Source organism: Terriglobales bacterium (assembly GCA_035651995.1).
Taxonomy (GTDB): domain Bacteria; phylum Acidobacteriota; class Terriglobia; order Terriglobales; family Acidobacteriaceae; genus DASRER01.
This window is the reverse complement of the sequence record DASRER010000008.1, coordinates 30,620-48,669: the sequence shown is the minus strand read 5'-3', so window position 1 is coordinate 48,669 and position 18,050 is coordinate 30,620. Positions and strand designations below refer to the sequence as shown.

The following is an 18,050-nucleotide window of genomic DNA, read 5'->3' as shown; positions in this document are numbered from 1 at the left end:
ACTCGAGCGGATTTCAGTCACTCATGACCGATGAGTTCGGCGGGCCCGCGGCTTCGTGAATTGGTCCGCGGAACCCGCCTTCACCGGCGGTGAGTCTTTCCGCCGTTTGTGCGGAGTAACTTCTTCCCTTCCAGGTAACCTCGCCCTCGCCGGCGTAGCGTTGCGCCGACCGCCGCAGGAGATACGCAAACAGCGGCAGCCCCAGCAGCGCCAGCGTTTCGGCGCGGCCGCCGGCATGGGCACGGTGGATGCGCCGGCGAAAGTTGCCGTAAGCTGCGGCCGCAAGCGCGCCTGAGGCGATGGCCAGGCCGCGGCGTCCGCTGGCGGCCGCCCATGCGCCGACGGCCGCGCCGCCCACGATGGCGGCAAACTCCAGTCCGCGGCGCGCGGCCAGTTCTTCGGCCTCGGGAAACAGCAGCGCCAGGTTCTTCGTCCAGCCCTCGCGCAGTTGCTCAAAGCTGCGGTACATGCGCGTGCGCACCGCATCGCCGCCGAAGCGGAATTGCAAATGGCGGCCGCTGCGCTTCACGCGGCGCGCCAGCTCCACGTCTTCCAGAAGCGTCGTCGCTGCGGCGGCGTGCCCGCCCACTGCGTCGTAGGCTTCACGCGTGATCAGCAAATACTGCCCATTGGCCGCGGCCGCGGCAGATGCCGGGTCCGAAACCTCGCGCGGACGATAGGTCCCCGCCAGCTCGGCAAAGATCACCGGCATCACCGCCTGCCCCCACACCGTGTCGGTCACCTGCTCCGGCGAGTAAGACAGCAAATCGGCGCCGCAATTCTCCGCTTCGGCCACGGCGCGCGCCAGCGAACCAGGCAGGTGAACCGTGTCAGCGTCGGTGAACAGCAGCCACTTGCCGCGCGCTTGCCGTGCGCCGGTGGCGCAGGCGTTCGACTTGCCGCTCCAGCCGGCCGGCAGCGGCCCGGCCGCGATCACTTTCACGCCCGGGAACGAACGCGCGACCTCCCCCGTCGCGTCGCTCGAATCGTCATCCACCACAATGATCTCGCAGGAAACGCCATTCTGGTCCGTTAGTGATGCCAGGCACTCGCCGATCGAGATTTCCTCATTGCGCGCCGGCACGACCACCGAAACCAGCGGCGCCGCCGCATCTTCTGCCGCGGACGACGGCTGCTTGCGGCGCGATGCAGGCGGTCCTGGCGGCTGCGGCGGCATGAGGCGAAGTTGTTATTATACGTTTGTGCGCCGTGTGGCTGCCGCAATCGCGCTTCTGTTGCTCGCTTCCGCCTGCGATCGCGGCACGGCCCCGCCCAAGATCGGCTCCCCCGCGCCCGATTTCACGGTCAATGATCAGCAGCGAAGCGTGTCGCTCAGCGGTCTTCGCGGCAAAACGGTGGTTCTGAATTTTTGGGCGACGTGGTGTCCGCCGTGCATCGAAGAAATGCCATCGCTGATGGCCATGCAGCGGCAGTTGCGCGACAAGGGCGTGGTGGTGCTCGCCGTCAGCACCGACGAGGACGCCGACGCCTATCGCAATTTCCTCACGAAGTACAACATCGACCTGCTCACCGTCCGCGACCCGCGCCAGGCCAGCAACACCCTCTACGGCACCTTCAAGTTCCCGGAAACCTACGTGATTGACTCGGAGGGCGTGATGCGGCGCAAATTCATCGGCCCGGTGAACTGGACCACACCCGAGATCATGGACTACCTGACCAGGCTGTCGCCCGAGCGCCGCGCCGCTCGTTGATCGGGCGCCGTTACTTAGCGCTTCCGGCAGCCGCTGGGGCCGGCGCCGGGGCCGCGGCCACCGGCTGAATCGGATATGCCTTGTCGGCGCCGTCGTGAAACACGAGCCCGCCGGCTCCTTGCGGAACTTCGAAGGCAATGCGCGCTGATTTTGAGTTCTTCTCCTGGAAGAAGTACCAGTCGGTGTACTTGGCGCCGGCTGCGTCGGTGAGAAAGAGATTGGGCTCGTCGGTCGCCGAGTTGTCCTTGGCCTCCAGGCGGCCGCGGTCGCCGCTGCTGCTCAGCTTCACCACGCCGTCGGACTTCTTCTTCTCCAGCGGCGGCTTGTCGTCGAAGTGCAGCACCACCCACGTCTTGCCCTTGGCGGCTTCTTTGTCGTCGGTGCTTGTCTTGAGCCCGTTCACCGTCAGGTACATCACGCGAACTTTCGTTTTCGGTGAAAGCTCGGCACGCACCAGCTTCCCCTGCGATGTTTGTGGCGGCGGTGGCGGTGGCGCCGGGGCTGCCGCCTGAGTAGGCGTCTCCGCCTTCTGGCAGCTCACCAGGGCCGTGAACAGCAGCAGGACCCAACCCAGGGATGGCCGGAAGTGGCGGGTTCTCATCTCATCCTCCTGAACAGCGCGCGCATTCTCACCCCGCATGGTGAGGGCGTCAAGCAACAAAGCGAAATCCGCCAAAGCGGGCCTTTGGCGCGCCATTCCGCACGTGAGATCGTGGTTCCCTGTAAAATCACGGGTTGTTCGGAGGCGTTGTGTCCGCCCTGCGTGTTCCGCTTCCTTCGGCCGTGCCCGAACTCTGGCCGGCACTCCCGCTGGCAGAGTGGGAGCCGACCCGCGCCACGCTCCACATGTGGACGCAGATGGTCGGCAAGGTGCGCACCGAGCTCACGCCCCCGGTCAACCACTTCTGGCACAGCGCGCTCTACGTGACCTCGCGCGGCCTGACCAGCAGCGCCATCCCCTACCACGGCGGCAGCTTCGAGATGGAGTTCGACTTCACCGAGCACAAGCTGCGCTTCCGCAGCAGCCGTGGCGAGCGCCGCGCCATGCGTCTCTACGCCCGTTCGGTGGCCGACTTCTATCGCGAGTTCATGAGCACGCTGCGCGCGCTGGGAGTGAACGTCAACATCCGGACGATGCCGCAGGAAGTTCCCGACCCGGTTCCCTTCGAGCGCGACGAGGAGCACGCCAGCTACGAACCCGATCAGGCGCATTGCTTCTGGCAGGTTTTGCTGGCCTGCTGGCCGGTGCTGCACGAGTTTCGCGGACGCTTCATCGGCAAATGCAGCCCGGTGCATTTCTTCTGGGGCAGCTTCGACCTGGCGGTAACGCGCTTCAGCGGACGCCGCGCGCCCGAGCGCCCCGGCGCCGACTTCCTCACCCGCGAGGCCTACTCGCACGAGTGCGCCAGCGTTGGATGGTGGCCCGGCGGCGGCCCCGTAAAAGACGCAGCCTTCTACGCCTACGCCGCGCCCGAGCCGGATGGCTTCAAGACGGCCGTGAACTCGCCCGGCTTCTACAGCTCAGACCTGAACGAGTACCTGCTGATGTACGAAGACGTCCGCAACGCCGCCGACCCGCGCGGCATGCTGCTCGACTTCTGCCAGAAGACCTACGAAGCCGCCGCCGGCCTTGGGAAGTGGGACCGGGCCGCGCTGGAACGTTCAGGCATCTAGCGATTTGGTGGTTTAGCGATTTGGTGTTTTCAGATACAACGACCACGCCCGCATCAGCCAAGTCGCCAGGTCACGAATTCGCCAAATCACCAAGTTCTGGGTCTCTGCGGTGAACAAGCCATTACTCCATGAACAGCTCGTCCACGTAGCACCAGCGCCAGTTCTCGCCGGGCTCAAACGACTGGATGATGGGGTGCTTGGAGTGATGGAAGTGTTGGGTGGCGTGCTTGTTCTTCGATGAGTCGCAGCAGCCCACGTGTCCGCAGCTCAGGCACAAGCGCAGATGGACCCAGGTGTCGCCAATCTTCAAACAGTCCTCGCAGCCCTTGGCGGACGGCGTGACCTTCTTGATCTGGTCGAGATGAGTGCAGGTTTCGGCCATTGAGTTCCCTTCCTACCGAGTCGGCTACCAACCAATGGATGCACCCGCGCCGCGTCCCGGCTCAGGGCTCGAATTCATCCGGCTCGGCGACGGCGGCCGCTCCACTCCGCGGACGCGGTCCGCGGCGCAGCGGCGCGAGCACGTCGGCATAAGGATCGGGCGGCGGACTCGCCCGACGCCGGCGCAGCCACGCACGAACACGCGCCAACCAGCGCTGGCGCGCTTCGGAAAGACGCAACCGGAAGAAATAGAGCGACATGCATCGGCCATTCTATGCTCTGAGCCGCTTGCCTGCCGCACTGCGCCGCTGCGCAATCTGAGTACTGGAAGACGTCGTCGAGACGAAGCGTCAGCTCACGCGCCCCGGAGCACCTCGCGGCCCCGATTTGCATCCGAACGCTGATGGCTAAGGAGGCCAGCTATGAATGAATTGATTGAGCAACTCAAGTCGCGCGTGGGATTGAACGACAGCCAGGCAAGCTCGGCCGCGCAAACCGTTATCGAGTTCCTCAAGCAGCGCCTGCCCGCGCCGGTGGCAAGCCAGTTGGAGAACCACATTGCCGGCCAGGGCGGCGAAGCCGGGGCGGTGGAAGGCATGAAGGAGAAGCTCGGCGGCGTGTTCGGGAAAAAGTCCGCGTAGACGGCCGTTCGCGCGCACATTTTCGTTGAAAGAAAAGCCCGGCCGAGGGCGGCCGGGCTCCATCTGCTGGTGTGCGCCGGGCTTCCGCCCGGCGCCCGGACGGAACGTCCGGGCCTGCGCACACCGACTAGATGTCGTAATACAGGGCGAACTCGTAGGGATGCGGGCGCAGACGGACCGCGTCCACTTCCTTCGAGCGCTTGTAGTCGATGTAGGTGTTCAGCAGCTCCTCGGTGAACACGTCGCCCTTGAGCAGGAAGGCGTGGTCTTTCTCCAGGTGGTCGAGCGCCGACTCCAGCGATCCGGGCATCGAGGGGACTTTCGCCAGCTCCTCGGGGCCCAGATCGTAGATGTCCTTGTCGAGCGGCTGGCCGGGATCGAGCTTGTTCTCGATGCCGTCCAGTCCCGCCATCATCATCGCCGCGAACGCCATGTACGGGTTGCAGCTCGGGTCAGGCGGGCGGAACTCCACACGTTTGGCCTTGGGTGACGCCGAATACATCGGGATGCGGCATGCCGCCGAGCGATTGCGCCGCGAGTACGCCAGGTTCACCGGCGCCTCGAAGCCCGGCACCAGGCGCTTGTAGCTGTTGGTGGTCGGCGCGATGATCGCGGCCAGCGCCGGCCCGTGCTTGATCAGTCCGCCGATGTACCACAACGCCAATTGTGAAAGCCCGGCATAGCCGTCGCCGGCGAAGAGCGGTTTGCCGCCCTTCCACAGCGATTGGTGCGTGTGCATGCCGCTGCCGTTGTCCTGGAAGAGGGGCTTGGGCATGAACGTCACCGTCTTGCCGTACTGGTTGGCGACGTTCTTCACGATGTACTTGTACAGAAGCATGTTGTCGGCCGAGCGGACCAGCGAATTGAACTTCAGGTCGATCTCGGTCTGGCCGCCGGTGGCCACTTCATGGTGGTGGCACTCGACCTCGAGCCCGCAGTTCTGCATGGTCAAGGTCATCTCGGTGCGCAGGTCCTGGTAGTGGTCGGTCGGCGGCACCGGGAAGTAGCCTTCTTTGTAGCGCGGGCGATAGCCGAGGTTGTTGTCGGAGCGGCCCGAGTTCCAGCGGCCCTCTTCCGCGTCAATGTGATAGAAGCCCTCGTTCACGTTCTGGTCGAAGCGGACGTTGTCGAAGATGAAGAACTCGGCCTCGGCGCCGAAGTAGGCCGTGTCGGCCAGGCCGGTCGAGCTCAGGTACATCTCGGCCTTCTTGGCGATGTAGCGCGGGTCACGGTCGTAGCGCTGCTTGGTGACCGGGTCAATCACGTCGGCGACCATCACCAGCGTGGGCACCTCGGTGAACGGATCGAGCATGAACCATGCCGGGTCGGGGATGAGCAGCATGTCGCTCTCGTGGATGGCGGCCCAGCCGCGGATGGACGAGCCGTCCATGCCGAAGCCGTCTTCGAACGACGACTCGCTGAACTGGTCAATCGGGAACGAAACGTGGTGCCAGATGCCGGGCAGGTCGGTGAAGCGCAGATCGAGGAGCTTGACCCCGTTCTTCTTCACAAACTCCATTACCTGTTTCGGATCAGCCATGTAAAGCTCTCCTTGAAGGTTTGCCCGCAAGCTCACACTCGCCAGGCTGGTGGTCACTGGGCCGACATCGCCGCAAACACCAATACCGGTTGCCGCCGTTGCCGCGCCCGCCAAATTTCATGGAAGCACGCTGAGGATGTGCGCCGGCGGATTCCAACCGCAGGAGCACAGAATTGACCATAACCGCTCGGTGCCGGATTGTGAAATCAAACGTTTTTATGTCGGCCATAATGCCGGGTTATGAGAAGCTAAGTGCATCGCCGACAGTGGAATACGTGGTGGAAAACGGCGTTTCACGTTCCCCGTTCGCCTTTCATGGAGGGGGTTGCACTGGGAAGGCTGGGTGGATAAGTGAACGCGGCGCACAACCCGATCGAATACGCTCTTGGACGCACGCCCATCGAGTACGAGCGCCTGATGCGCCAGGCTCAGCTCTTCGAGCCGAGTGCTGCCCAAGATCGTCGAGCACGGAGTGGCGGCCGCCGAAGAAGTGCGGATCGAGACACTCGGCCGGCGGCTTCGCCGTGAGGCTGCGCCGACCGGAGCGCCGAGCATCATTGCGCCGCACGTCGTCGCGTGGGGCCGGAAGGAGTAGCCGCAACGCATGGACTTTGACCAGCTGGAAACCTTTCTCGACGTGGCCCGCCTGAGTTCGTTCTCACGCGCGGCGGAGAAGCGCTTTCGCACGCAGCCGGCCATCTCGTCGCAGATTCGCGCGCTGGAAGAAGAGGTCGGCGCCAAGCTCCTGGACCGCACCGGCGGCAAGGTTTCCCTCACCGCCGCCGGCAAGAGCTTCTTCAAATACGCCGAAGACGCCCTGGAGGCCCGCCGCGTCGCGCTCACCGCCGTCGCCGAAATGGAGCGCGTGCCGCGCGGCGAATTGCTGGTCGGCGCCAACGAGGGAACCTGCCTGCACGTGCTTCCCGAGGTCTTCGCCGAGTTCAAGAAGCAGTACCCGAAGGTCGGGGTGAGCATCCTGCGGCTGGAACACCCCAAGATCCTCGAATCCGTCATCGACAACACGGTGGACTTCGGCGTTGCCGTGCTGCCGGTGCCCGACAACCGGCTGACCGTCGTCCCCATCCATCGAGACGAGCTGGTTGTCATCGTGCCGCCCTCGCATGCGATGGCGGAGATGAAGGCCGTCAGCATCGCCGACGTGGCCCGCTTCCCCGTCCTGGTGCCCAAGCTCGGGCGCACCCGCGATACCATCGAAAACCTGTTTCACGAGCGCAACCTGAAAATCAACATCTCCATGGAGCTGGAATCGAGCGAACTGCTCAAGCGCTTCGTCGCCGCTGACGTCGGCGTGGGCTTCATCGCGCGCTCCTCGGCGCAGGAAGACGTCCGCTCCGGCGCACTCGTCGCGCTGGGCATCTCCGACGCCACGGTTCGCCGCGACCTCGCTCTGGTTTTCCGCAAGGACAAGGCCCTCAGCCGCGCTGCCTTGGCGTTCATTGATATTGCTGTCAAGCTGAAGCCGGCGGCGGCGATCAGCGCAAAGTGAGCTTTCACCGCAGCGCGCAGCACTCTGCACTCAGCATTCAGCCCTTGCGCATCCCGCTCTGGAGTGCACACCCTCGCCGAAGCCGTGCGGGGGCTGAATGCTGACTGCTGAATGCTGAGTGCTTCTTCCGGAAAAACCGTGAAGCTCCGCCCGGTGCTCACCATCTATTACAATCGCAGTCAGTCTGGAAATCAGAGGAGAGAAATGAAGCGCACGGTCATCTGTGTAGCCGCAATCCTGGCACTTTTCTCGTTCGCAACCGCTGCCGACAAACCGCAAACCCTCACCGGCGTGATCACCGACGAAATGTGCGGCGCCAGGCACATGATGTCGGGCAGCGCCGCCGACTGCGTCCGCGCCTGCGTGAAAGAAGGCTCCAAGTACGGTCTCGTGGTGGGCGACACCGTCTATACCCTCGACGGCGGCGATCAGGCCGCGATCGATAAGCTTGCCGGCGAGCGAGCCAAGATCACCGGCTCCGTCAACGGCAAGACCGTGAAGGTGCAGTCCGTCTCCGCGGCAAAGTAGCCGTCGGTGGCCTCCCAGGTCTGCCGTCGTTCTGGCGGACGTGGGTCGGCGAACCCGCATGACCCGGGTACTCGCCGCTCGGCCCCGGGCGCTCTCCCTGGCCGTTCCCGGCCGGGCGTTGCGTTTGAGAAAACCTCAGTTTTCTCTAGCGCAAATTTCCTGCTGTTGCTAAATTCTTCCATTCTCCTGGATTTCTAACTGGCCGGAGGCTCGAAAATTGTCGAAAGACATGGTCCCCAAGCGCATTTTTCTCACCAAGGGGGTGGGAAAGCACAAAGAACGGCTGACGTCGTTTGAGCTGGCGCTTCGGGACGCGGGCATCGCCGCGCAAAACCTGGTCCGCGTCTCTTCCATCTTTCCGCCCAACTGCAAGCTCATCCCGCGGGCGCTGGGATTGCGCTACCTCTCGCCCGGCGAAGTCGTGTTTGCCGTGGTCGCGGAAAACTCCACCCGTGAGCCGCACCGCCTGATGGCTTCCAGCATCGGCCTGGCGATTCCCGCCGACCGCACCACCTACGGCTACCTGAGCGAGCACCACAGCTTTGGCGAAACCGAAGACGCGGCCGGCGACTACGCCGAGGAACTAGCCGCCGAGATGCTCGCCACTACGCTGAATGTGGAGTTCGACTCGGAAAAGAGCTGGGACGAGAAGAAGCAGATCTATCGCCTGTCGAACAAGATCGTCCGCACCATGAACATGACGCAGTCGGCGGTGGGCGATAAGCGCGGCCTGTGGACGACCGTGATCGCGTCGGCAATCCTGATCTTCGAGTAGGACCGCTGCCTATTTCTTCCGGGCCGGCGCTCGGACCCTCGACTTGCCGTTCTTCGACGACGCCGCGGATAGCTGCGGCGAGTGAGTACCCGCCTTCGCCGGGCCGGCATTTTTCTTCTCAGCCGCCCCCGCCCCAAGGCCCAGCCGCTCGAATACCGCGGCGACAATCAGCGGCAATCCCACCGTCGCGTCCACGAAAACTTCGCCGAAGCGTCCGCCTTCCGCGGGCGGAACGAACTTGCCCCACGAGATGGCTTCGCTGTAAGGCGAGCCCGACAGACCGCCCCAATACACCGGCTCAGGACAGATGCGCAACCCATAGTGATAGCGCTTGAGCGGCATCGGCTCGCCGCCGCGGCGCCAGCGCAATTCAATGTACGGCCCGAACTGCTGCGCCCAGTTGCGCGGCACGCCGCCGCCGATGGTGAAGATGCCGATGCGCTTGGGCTTCAGCATGGTGTCGGCAAAGTGCTCCAAATCGAGGAAGGGATCGTACTTGAGCGGCGGCTTGCCGTTGCGCTTGCGCATGCGGTTGGTGAGCGCCACGTCGAGCCCCAGTTCGGAGTCGGTGAACGCCGGCACGAACACCGGCACGCCTTTTTCGTAGGCCGACTTCAGGATGCCGCGGCCGGGCGAGTGCTTGTGCAGGTGCTCGCCGATGGCCCGGTTCAACTGCCACGAGCACAGCGTCTCTTTCGGGTCCCAGTTCTCCAGGATCTCACCGACCACCGCTTCGACGTGGTCCAGGTTCGTCTCCGGCTCCAGCGTGTCGTACACGCGGTTGTAGCCGGCTTCATACAGCTCAACGTCGTTCAGCTTGGCGTCGTAGCGGAAGTGGGACTTGCCGGTGGCCTCCACCAGGCCGTGCGCCATCAGCGCGCCGGTGGAGACGATGGCCTTCACCACGCCGTAGTCGATCAGGTCGGCGATCACCAGGCCCTGCTTGGCCACCGTCATCGCGCCCGCCAGCGTCATCACCACGAAGCACTGCTTGTCGCGCGCCATCGCCTCGAGCACGTCGGCGGCCTCGCCGAGCTGGCGCCCGGTAAAGGCGGTGCGTCCCATGGCGCGCACCAGGTCGTCGATCGAGCGGACCTGCGAAAGGTCCAGCGGATCGAGCGGGACCAGCTTGTCGGCGACAGGGTCGTGCAGCTTGCGCTCGATGCCCGCGCCCTCGTGATGCTCACCCTCGTGATGGTCCTTCAAGGTCGAACCCTCGCAAAGAATTTCTTCCGTGACGAAGTGCAAAACTACAAGAAAATTTCACACGGCGTCAATAAAACAAAGGCGCAATTCGCGCCACTCAGCACTTGCCACTCAGGACTCGGTGCTCGTTTGCTATGCTAGTCGGTTGCGCCAAGGAGACGCGATTTTGCCTGACCTGTATCGCATCGGGCTGGTGCAGATGCGCTGCGGCCCCGATCCCGACCAGAACCTGGCGCACGCTGTTGAAATGACGCGCGACGCCGCCGCCAGGGGCGCCAACGTCGTTTGCCTGCCCGAGCTCTTCCGCACGCAGTACTTCTGCCAGCGCCAAGACGCCGGCCTGTTCGACCTGGCGGAGCCTGTCCCCGGCCCGACCACGCTGGCGCTGGCCGATGTGGCGCGCAAGGCGAAGATCGTCGTGATCGCGTCGGTCTTCGAGAAACGCGCCGCCGGCGTATATCACAACACGGCGGTGGTGCTCGGCGCCGACGGGACCGTGCGCGGGTTGTATCGCAAGATGCACATCCCCGACGACCCGCTCTACTACGAAAAGTTCTACTTCACGCCCGGCGATCTCGGTTTCAAGGCCTTCGACACCGACTTCGGCAAGATCGGCGCGCTCGTTTGCTGGGACCAGTGGTATCCGGAGGGCGCGCGGCTCACGGCGCTGCAAGGCGCCCAGGTCCTCTTCTATCCCACGGCGATCGGCTGGCACCCCTCGGAGAAGAAGGAATTCGGCAAGCAGCAGCACGATGCGTGGCGCACCATCCAGCGCGCCCACGCCATCGCCAACGGCGTCTACGTTGGCGGAGTGAACCGCGTGGGCCACGAGACGGGCAGCGTCCGCGGCAACCGCGCCCCCGGCGACGGGCTGGAATTCTGGGGCGGCTCGTTTATCTGCGACCCCTTCGGGGTCGTCGTCGCCGAAGCGGGACACGACCGCGAAGAAGTGCTGGTCGCCGAAGTGGATGCGCGCAAGCTGGAAGACGTGCGCCGCAACTGGCCCTTCCTGCGCGACCGCCGTATTGACAGCTACGGCGGCATCACGCAGCGGCTGATCGACTAGACTGCCGAATTGCCGAATTGAAATTCAATTCCGCAGTTCGGCAATTCGGCAATGCAGCAATCCAGGATGAAGCGCAAACAAAACAGGACGCCCCAATCCCTCGGCTACCGCATGCCCGCCGAGTGGGAGCCGCACGAGGGCACCTGGCTCGGCTGGCCGCACAACCAGACCGACTGGCCGGGCAAGTTCCAGCCCATTCCGTGGGTGTATGCCGACATTGTTTACCACCTCGCGCAGGTCGAGCGCGTGCGCATCCTGGTGAACAGCCAGGCCGCAGAAGACCACGCGCGCGAGGTCCTCCAGCGCGCCAACGCCCTGCGCGAGACGGTCGAGTTCCTGCGCTGGCCCACCAACCGCGGCTGGACGCGCGATTCCGGCCCCATCTTCGTCCGCAACGACGGACCAAGAGCGCGTGGCAGCGCGCGCCGGAAGAAGAAGGACGGCGCCGCGCCGGTCGCCGTGGTCAACTTCCGCTTCAACGCCTGGGCCAAGTACAACGACTGGAAGCTCGACAACGCCATCCCCGGGCGTGCCGCCAGGCATTTGAAGGTCCCCGAATTTTCTCCCCGCATCGGCGAAGACGGCGCCCACATGGTCCTGGAAGGCGGCAGCATCGACGTGAACGGCTTCGGTTCGATGCTGACGACCGAGGAGTGCCTCCTCTCCGATGTCCAGCAGCGCAATCCCGGCGCCACCCGCGAAGACCTGGAGCGCGCCTTCGCGGAATATCTGGGCGTGACCAACACCATCTGGCTGGGAAGCGGAATCGTCGGCGACGACACCCACGGCCACGTGGACGACGTTGCCCGCTTCGTCGCGCCGGATGTCGTCGTGTGCGCCTCCGAGCCCGATCCGGCCGACGCCAACTACGAGCCGCTGGCCGACAATCTTCGCCGCCTCCGCGAAGCGGCCACCGAAACCGGACGCCAGCTCCGCGTCGTCGAGCTGCCCATGCCGCGGCCCATCATCCATCGCGGCCGGCGCCTGCCCGCCAGCTACGCGAACTTCTACATCGCCAATCGCCTTGTGCTGGTTCCAACCTTCAATGATCGCAACGATCGCGTGGCGCTGAACACGCTCGCCGAACTCTTCCCGGACCGCGACGTCGTGGGCATCCACTGCGGCGACCTGGTGTGGGGATTGGGTACGCTGCACTGCATGACCCAGCAGCAGCCGGGATAGAACGATTGGCTATTTGTGATGTGTTGTTTGCTGTTTTGCGCTGATGGTCGCACCCGCGAGCAGCAGGCGATGGTCAATAACAAATGGCCAAGGAAATAACAGATTCCTAGGCTCTGGCCGTCCTCTCCTTCTCACTCCGATAATTCAGCGCCTTGATTCCCACGAACCGCGCCGCGTCTCCCAGGCTCTCTTCGATGCGCAGCAGCTGGTTGTACTTGGCGGTGCGGTCGGTGCGCGAGGCCGAGCCGGTCTTGATTTGTCCCGCGCCCGAGCCGACGGCGAGGTCGGCGATGAACGTGTCTTCCGTTTCGCCCGAGCGATGCGAGATCACGCTGGTGTACTTGTTCCGCCGCGCCAGCTCGATCGCCGCCAGCGTCTCGCTCACCGTGCCGATCTGGTTCACCTTAATAAGGATGCTGTTGGCCACGCCCGCCTCGATGCCGCGTTCCAGCCGCTCGGTGTTGGTCACGAACAGGTCGTCGCCCACGAGCTGGATCTTTGACCCCAGCTCCTTGGTCAGCAGCGCCCAGCCCTGCCAGTCGTCTTCGGCCAGGCCGTCTTCGATGGAAACAATCGGATACTTCCGCGCCCACTCGCTCCAGAAGCGCACCATCTGCTCCGGCGTGTGCGCCGACTTGTCGGACTTCTTGAAGACGTACCGCCCGGCCGCGCCCTTCTGCCCTTTCTTCGACCGGGGCTTCTCGTAGAACTCGCTCGCCGCCGGATCGAGCGCGATGGCGATCTGCTCGCCCGGCAGGTATCCTGCCTGCTGGATCGCCTCGATCACCAGCTCGATCGCTTCCACGTTCGACTTCAGCGACGGCGCAAAGCCGCCCTCGTCGCCAACCGCGGTGTTCAGCCCGCGCTTTTTCAGGACTGACTTGAGCGCGTGGAACGTTTCCACGCCCCAGCGCAGCGCCTCGTCGAACGACGTTGCGCCGACCGGCATCACCATGAACTCCTGGAAGTCCACGTTGTTGTCGGCGTGTGCGCCGCCGTTGAGGATGTTCATCATCGGTACCGGCAGGATGTTCGCGCCCACGCCGCCAAGGTAGCGATACAGCGGGAGCCGCAGCGCATTCGCCGCTGCCCGCGCCGCCGCCATCGAAACGGCCAGGATCGCATTCGCTCCCAGCCGCGACTTGTTCGGCGTGCCGTCGAGCTCGATCATCTTGTCGTCGAGCGCGCGCTGGCGCGTGGCGTCCATGCCGGCCAGCGCCTGGGCGATCGCTCCGTTCACGTTCGCCACGGCCTTGGTCACGCCCTTGCCGTTCCACTCCCTGCCGCCGTCGCGCAGCTCCACCGCCTCGTGCTCGCCCGTGGACGCGCCGCTCGGCACGGCCGCGCGCCCGAATGCGCCGCCGGCCAGCACCACGTCGGCTTCAATCGTGGGATTGCCACGCGAATCCAGAATCTGGCGGCCGCGAATGCGAACGATGGCAGTAGGCGCTGATGGCAAGGTCGTCCTCCAAAGTGCGACTGCGGATTATACCGAGTCGCCAGTTGTAGGTTGCTTCTTGCCAGTTTCTCCAGGTGCGAGCTGGCAACTGACGACCGGCAACCGAGAACTGCTTCCTGCACTAACCACCTTGGTTCCCGCGCGTTTCCGTCGTTGTTCCGCCCTCGTGCCTGTTCTAGAGTCGCGACAGTGGCGCGTGCTTCGGAAACTTTGAAAGTCGGCGACCACGCGCCGGCGTTCACGCTTCCGGCGGCGAATCGCGAGGGCCTGGTGGCGATGGCCGACCTGTTGCGCGACGGGCCGGCGGTGCTGGAGTTTCTGCGCGGCACATGGTGACCGAACTGCGTCAAGCGCATGGCCCAGTTCGGGCCGGAAGCGGCGCAGAAAATTCGCGACCTGGGCGCGGGGTTCGCGTTCATCGCGGCGGAAAAACGGGGCGGCATGTTCAGGCCGGAGCAGTTTTTGCAGAAGGACCCGGTGCCATTCCCCTTCCTGCTCGACGAGGACCGCACGGTGACGAAGGCTTACGGCGTTTACCACCGCCTCGGGCACGACGCGTTCAACATCGCGCGCCCGGCGACGTTCGTGGTGCGACAGGACGGGACCATTCGCTGGATTTACGTGGGCAGCACGCAAACCGACCGCGCGCCGCTGAATCAGGTGTTCGACGCTATTGCGGCGCAGCGATGAGTGTTCGCAATACGGAGCGCTGGAGCCCGGGCCCGCGCTCAGGCCATAACCGGAACCAGGCTGCAAGAATGGAGGCAACATGAAGCACAAGACATTGGCCGTGCTGGCGCTGTTGGCGGTGGTTTCAACCTCCGTCGTCGTGGCGGCACAGCAAACCACAAGCAGGCAGAAGCCATCGGCCGGCCGCATCGCGCTGGAGAATGGCCGCACCACCGAAGCCTCTTCGCCGCAGGTGAGGGCAGTCACCGAACCCGCGACGCCGGCGGCAGCGCCCTCAACAGCAATCGCCCCGGCCGCGGCGGCGCCGGCCGCGGCGGCGCCGGCCGCTCCTGCGGTCGCGCCCGCGAAGCAGGAAACGCCGGGTGCTGACCTGAACGAAAAGACCGCAGGCAGCGCCGCCTCCATGGACGGCGTGTTGCCCGTGGGCACTACGCTGCGCATGAAGCTGGAAACGCCGCTCTCCACCTCCAGCAGCCGCAAGGGCGACATGTTCTCCGGACGCCTGATGGAATCAGTGTCCCTGGGCGGCCGCACCGTTATCCCTGTCGGCGCATCGGTCGAGGGCCGCGTGACGCACGTTTCTGAATCGCGGCGCTTCCGCGGCGTGCCCAGCATCAACATCATGCCGGAAACGGTCATCATGCCATCCGGCGAGCGCATGAACATCAACGCCGTCGTGGTTGATACCAACCTCACCAACGACATCGACGTCGATGAAGAGGGCCGCATGAAGGGCGTGGGCCACAGCGGCCGCGACATCCGCGACCTGGGCATCTTCACGGGCGGTGGCGCGATCGTTGGCGCGCTGATTGCGCACACCGCCAAGGGCACGCTCATCGGAGCGGGTGTGGGCGCAACCGTGGAAGCCGTGCGCTTCCTCGCCCGCAAGCACTCGGAAGACATTCCCGCCGGCACGGAAATCTTCATGGAACTCAGCCGCCCGGTGACGCTGGGTACCGGAGGCTCAGGCCGGTAAAGCAGTGGAGAGTGGAACGTGGTCCAGTGGATAGTGCGCGCGGCTTCGGCTGCGCGCTTTTTTTTTGGAGACATTGCTTGCAACGTCTCCCGGCCAGCCGTGAGAGACGTAACAAGTTTTACGTCTCTGCCGTCGACGCAACTCGGAATTCCGCAATTCGGCAGTTCGGCAATTTCTTCACCAGTTCCCCGCTCCTGACAGCTCGTGCTCCGGCGCCACTTTCAGCTCGATCCATCCGTCCAGCGGGAGCGCGTCCACCGGAAGGCGCGCGCGCCACAGCGTGACGCGAACACGAAGGCGGCTGCCCTCGCCGGCGGACAACAGCCGCAGCGGGATCTGCGCCTCCAGCGCATCGCGCAATCGCCAGAGCAAACCGTCCTGCGCGGTCGAAGTTGACGCCGCGGTCTGGTCGCCATCCGGTGCGATGCCCACATCGCCGTTGCCCGCCGGCTGCGGATCGCGCACGAGCCGCGAACTGCGGATGGCTCCGCCTTCCATCTCCAGCGTCAGCCGGAGCGAATGCGCGGGCTTCTCCGTGCCGGCAGCCAGGCTCTCGGCCGCGAGCACCGCTTCGAATACGCCTTCGTCGGCGGACGGCGGCCGGCCTCCGGCGAACTCCACGTGAACGTAGAGCGACTCCTCGTCGATGCCCGCCTGCAGCACATCGAGGAAGAAGCTGCGCCCGTGCATGGCGCTGGTGGTCCGGTCATGCGTGTACATGGCCGCGCCCAGCCAGTCGAAGTAGCGCGCCGCCGCATCGCCGATGCGCGGATGCACATACGCCGTCTGCGGCACGAAGTACGGACGCCCCGCCGGCTGGCCGATCGCCTGCGCCAGCGACTCCGGCGGCGCCGCGCCCAGCAATTGGTAAACGTTCGACAGGTGTTTGCGATAAAGCTCGTCGAACTCGCGATCGTTGGCCGAGTGATGCTCCGGCCCGTACCACCAGTTCCAATCGCTGCCCTCGGCGATCAACAATTCCTCGAAGGCAAGCGCGCGCCGCTCGGGATCGGCCGCGGCCGCGTTGCGCTCGTAAAAGTCGCGCGCCATGCCAAGCTCGTCCCATGCGCGGTTGTCTTCCGGAGCGCCGATCCACACGTTGAAGTTTGCGTTGATCCACGACCCCGGCGCCAGCGATCCAAGCTCGCCGAAGTTGCGATGCCGCGCGATCGCCTCCGTCATGGTCAATGCTTCCAGCTCAGCATCGCGCGCGATGCCGTCGTACAGCCGGCGCAGGAACTCGCGCCCCGACCTCGGGTAGTACTCCCACGCGTTTTCTCCGTCGAGGACAATGGGCACCACCACGTCACGCCCTGAAGCTGCTATCACCCGCGCCGATTCCTTGATCCGACGGATGAGGTGGTCCGCAGCCTCTTGCGGGGGCATGCCCGAGTACACAAACCCGATCAGGTCGCTCAGCGCGTGGTCGCGGAAGATGAGGTTCATCTCCGTTCCGCCGTTGCGGTAGCGATACAGGTTGTAGAGCCGCGCCGCGGCGTCGGCCGGCAGCCGCCCGTCGTGATCGCGCAGGAAGTGGCTGCCCGTGCTGCGCCCCAGCACACCTTCGTCGGTCGCCATCCACCCGATGCCCAGTTCGTGCGCGATCGCCAGCACCGCCTCCGACACGCTGCCCTCCGACGGCCACACGCCGCGCGGCCGCGCTCCGAACAGCTGCTCGTGCAGCTCGATGGCGCGGCGCAGCTGTTCGCGCGCATCGTCCGGACGCTGGAAACGCGAGGGCAGCGGCAGCCCCGGCGACGACGCTGCCCCCGCATTCGTGTCGCACAGCAGCGGAAGAATCGGATGGTAGAACGGTGACGTCGAGACCTCCACCAGTCCGCGCTCGGCCGCGCCGCGATACGCCGGCAGCACCCGCGCCATCAGGTCGCGTTCGCGCTCGGTGACGAAGCGCTGGTCCTCAAGCGAGTATCCGCGCCCTTTGCGCACCAGCGCCGCAATCTCGGGCTCGTCGAGAAAGAACTCGTCGAACCACGCCAGTTGCGAGAGCACTTGCAGGTCGGTGAACTCGGCGGCGGTGAAGAACGGCTCGGCGCGCTTGGGGTCCTGTCCGAAGCCGCGGAAGCGCTCCCACAACTCGTGGTACCGCGGATAGCGCCCGATCATGTGCGTGGGATTGGCCTGAAACAAATACTGTAGGCCGAAGCGGCGATCCTCCGCGGTGAGCTCGCCCACCGGACGCGCGGCCACATCGAAGAACGGATCGCGCGCCGCGCCGGTCACGTAGTCATCGAGCTGCGTGAGCAGCGACGGCACCAGGTTGAACGTCTGGTGGACGCTGGGGAACTCATCCAGCACCTTCACCATGCCGTAATAGTCCTTCAGCGCATGCATCCGGACCCAGGGCAGGCGGTACTCGCCGCTCACCAGGTCCTTGTAGTACGGCTGGTGCATGTGCCAGAGGAAAACGATGCGAATTGCCATCCGAAACAGTTTCGCGTGACGCCGACGAAAAACGCAACCGGGTCAGAAGCGCGCTGCTTTCCGCTTCTCGCGCCGGCATCGGGTTCGGCCCGGCACCCAACGGCTGCTTTTGACAGTTATTGGCGGCGCCCTCGCTTGCCTGGCATCGTCCAGCTTTTCCACCGGGGCGCAAGCCGGCGGCAGGATGGGAGGGGCAGGCGCCGCTAGCGTCGCGAGCGTCGCTGGCTGCCTGGCCGTACATATCACTCGTGCCCTTGGTTTAGAATCTCGG

At 64.9% G+C, this 18,050-nt stretch carries 19 protein-coding genes and 1 pseudogene; 12 read left to right on the top strand and 8 right to left on the bottom strand.

Annotation, left to right across the window (positions count from 1 at the left end):
- Positions 1 to 13 precede the first annotated feature (13 nt).
- Entirely contained in the window at positions 14 to 1,177 is a 1,164-nt protein-coding gene (locus VFA60_04155) for a glycosyltransferase family 2 protein (GenBank protein ID HZQ90964.1), read from the bottom strand.
- 34 nt (positions 1,178 to 1,211) lie between these two features.
- Here VFA60_04155 and VFA60_04150 point away from each other — a divergent pair, with 34 nt between their 5' ends.
- Positions 1,212 to 1,712, top strand: a complete 501-nt coding sequence (locus tag VFA60_04150) for a TlpA disulfide reductase family protein (GenBank protein HZQ90963.1) — start codon at positions 1,212 to 1,214, stop codon at positions 1,710 to 1,712.
- Between the two features lie 10 nt (positions 1,713 to 1,722).
- On the opposite strand, the gene VFA60_04145 is transcribed toward VFA60_04150, so the two are convergent.
- The gene (locus tag VFA60_04145; GenBank protein ID HZQ90962.1) at positions 1,723 to 2,313 is read right to left on the bottom strand and encodes a hypothetical protein; all 591 of its coding nucleotides are present in this window, start codon (positions 2,311 to 2,313) and stop codon (positions 1,723 to 1,725) included.
- A gap of 149 nt (positions 2,314 to 2,462) precedes the next feature.
- Between VFA60_04145 and VFA60_04140 the strand changes: the two genes are divergently transcribed.
- Positions 2,463 to 3,386, top strand: coding sequence for a DUF5996 family protein (locus VFA60_04140; protein HZQ90961.1), 924 nt, complete (start codon positions 2,463 to 2,465; stop codon positions 3,384 to 3,386).
- A gap of 121 nt (positions 3,387 to 3,507) precedes the next feature.
- Here VFA60_04140 and VFA60_04135 read toward each other — a convergent pair whose 3' ends face one another.
- Both VFA60_04135 and VFA60_04130 read right to left on the bottom strand, forming a co-directional pair.
- Positions 3,508 to 3,768 carry a UBP-type zinc finger domain-containing protein gene (locus VFA60_04135; protein ID HZQ90960.1) on the bottom strand — a complete coding sequence of 87 codons (261 nt, stop codon included), beginning with the start codon at positions 3,766 to 3,768 and terminating at the stop codon, positions 3,508 to 3,510.
- Between the two features lie 61 nt (positions 3,769 to 3,829).
- A complete protein-coding gene (locus VFA60_04130; protein HZQ90959.1) occupies positions 3,830 to 4,027 on the bottom strand; it encodes a hypothetical protein in 198 nt (65 codons plus the stop codon).
- Between the two features lie 162 nt (positions 4,028 to 4,189).
- On the opposite strand from VFA60_04130, the gene VFA60_04125 reads away from it, so the two are divergent.
- Positions 4,190 to 4,408: a hypothetical protein gene (locus VFA60_04125; protein HZQ90958.1), complete on the top strand. Its 219-nt coding sequence runs from the start codon at positions 4,190 to 4,192 to the stop codon at positions 4,406 to 4,408.
- Positions 4,409 to 4,535: 127 nt separating this feature from the next.
- Here the strand turns inward: VFA60_04125 and glnA are convergent, their stop codons facing one another.
- Positions 4,536 to 5,948 carry a type I glutamate--ammonia ligase gene (gene glnA / locus VFA60_04120; protein HZQ90957.1) on the bottom strand — a complete coding sequence of 471 codons (1,413 nt, stop codon included), beginning with the start codon at positions 5,946 to 5,948 and terminating at the stop codon, positions 4,536 to 4,538.
- 445 nt (positions 5,949 to 6,393) lie between these two features.
- On the opposite strand from glnA, the gene VFA60_04115 reads away from it, so the two are divergent.
- The 4 genes from VFA60_04115 (at position 6,394) to VFA60_04100 (ending at position 8,758) form a co-directional block, all read left to right on the top strand.
- Positions 6,394 to 6,543, top strand: coding sequence for a hypothetical protein (locus VFA60_04115; GenBank protein ID HZQ90956.1), 150 nt, complete (start codon positions 6,394 to 6,396; stop codon positions 6,541 to 6,543).
- Positions 6,544 to 6,552: 9 nt separating this feature from the next.
- Positions 6,553 to 7,455 (top strand): LysR family transcriptional regulator, encoded by a 903-nt coding sequence (locus tag VFA60_04110; GenBank protein HZQ90955.1) that lies wholly within the window; start codon positions 6,553 to 6,555, stop codon positions 7,453 to 7,455.
- Positions 7,456 to 7,659: 204 nt separating this feature from the next.
- Positions 7,660 to 7,983, top strand: a complete 324-nt coding sequence (locus tag VFA60_04105; GenBank protein ID HZQ90954.1) for a hypothetical protein — start codon at positions 7,660 to 7,662, stop codon at positions 7,981 to 7,983.
- A 217-nt stretch (positions 7,984 to 8,200) separates the two neighbouring features.
- Complete coding sequence (locus tag VFA60_04100) at positions 8,201 to 8,758, top strand: arginine decarboxylase, pyruvoyl-dependent (protein HZQ90953.1); 558 nt, start codon at positions 8,201 to 8,203, stop codon at positions 8,756 to 8,758.
- Positions 8,759 to 8,767: 9 nt separating this feature from the next.
- Here the strand turns inward: VFA60_04100 and VFA60_04095 are convergent, their stop codons facing one another.
- Positions 8,768 to 10,006, bottom strand: coding sequence for a deoxyhypusine synthase family protein (locus VFA60_04095; GenBank protein ID HZQ90952.1), 1,239 nt, complete (start codon positions 10,004 to 10,006; stop codon positions 8,768 to 8,770).
- Positions 10,007 to 10,130: 124 nt separating this feature from the next.
- Here VFA60_04095 and VFA60_04090 point away from each other — a divergent pair, with 124 nt between their 5' ends.
- A complete protein-coding gene (locus VFA60_04090; protein HZQ90951.1) occupies positions 10,131 to 11,030 on the top strand; it encodes a carbon-nitrogen hydrolase in 900 nt (299 codons plus the stop codon).
- Between the two features lie 66 nt (positions 11,031 to 11,096).
- A complete protein-coding gene (locus tag VFA60_04085) occupies positions 11,097 to 12,212 on the top strand; it encodes an agmatine deiminase family protein (protein HZQ90950.1) in 1,116 nt (371 codons plus the stop codon).
- A gap of 106 nt (positions 12,213 to 12,318) precedes the next feature.
- Here the strand turns inward: VFA60_04085 and eno are convergent, their stop codons facing one another.
- Positions 12,319 to 13,671: a phosphopyruvate hydratase gene (eno, locus tag VFA60_04080; protein HZQ90949.1), complete on the bottom strand. Its 1,353-nt coding sequence runs from the start codon at positions 13,669 to 13,671 to the stop codon at positions 12,319 to 12,321.
- 189 nt (positions 13,672 to 13,860) lie between these two features.
- Here eno and VFA60_04075 point away from each other — a divergent pair, with 189 nt between their 5' ends.
- From VFA60_04075 to VFA60_04065, 3 genes and pseudogenes are all read left to right on the top strand, one after another.
- The gene (locus VFA60_04075; protein ID HZQ90948.1) at positions 13,861 to 14,007 is read left to right on the top strand and encodes a hypothetical protein; all 147 of its coding nucleotides are present in this window, start codon (positions 13,861 to 13,863) and stop codon (positions 14,005 to 14,007) included.
- Positions 14,008 to 14,019: 12 nt separating this feature from the next.
- A pseudogene (locus VFA60_04070) lies at positions 14,020 to 14,361 on the top strand (redoxin family protein).
- Between the two features lie 79 nt (positions 14,362 to 14,440).
- Positions 14,441 to 15,337 (top strand): hypothetical protein, encoded by an 897-nt coding sequence (locus tag VFA60_04065; GenBank protein ID HZQ90947.1) that lies wholly within the window; start codon positions 14,441 to 14,443, stop codon positions 15,335 to 15,337.
- Positions 15,338 to 15,514: 177 nt separating this feature from the next.
- Here VFA60_04065 and VFA60_04060 read toward each other — a convergent pair whose 3' ends face one another.
- Positions 15,515 to 17,779: a glycoside hydrolase family 57 protein gene (locus VFA60_04060; protein ID HZQ90946.1), complete on the bottom strand. Its 2,265-nt coding sequence runs from the start codon at positions 17,777 to 17,779 to the stop codon at positions 15,515 to 15,517.
- Positions 17,780 to 18,050: the final 271 nt, after the last annotated feature.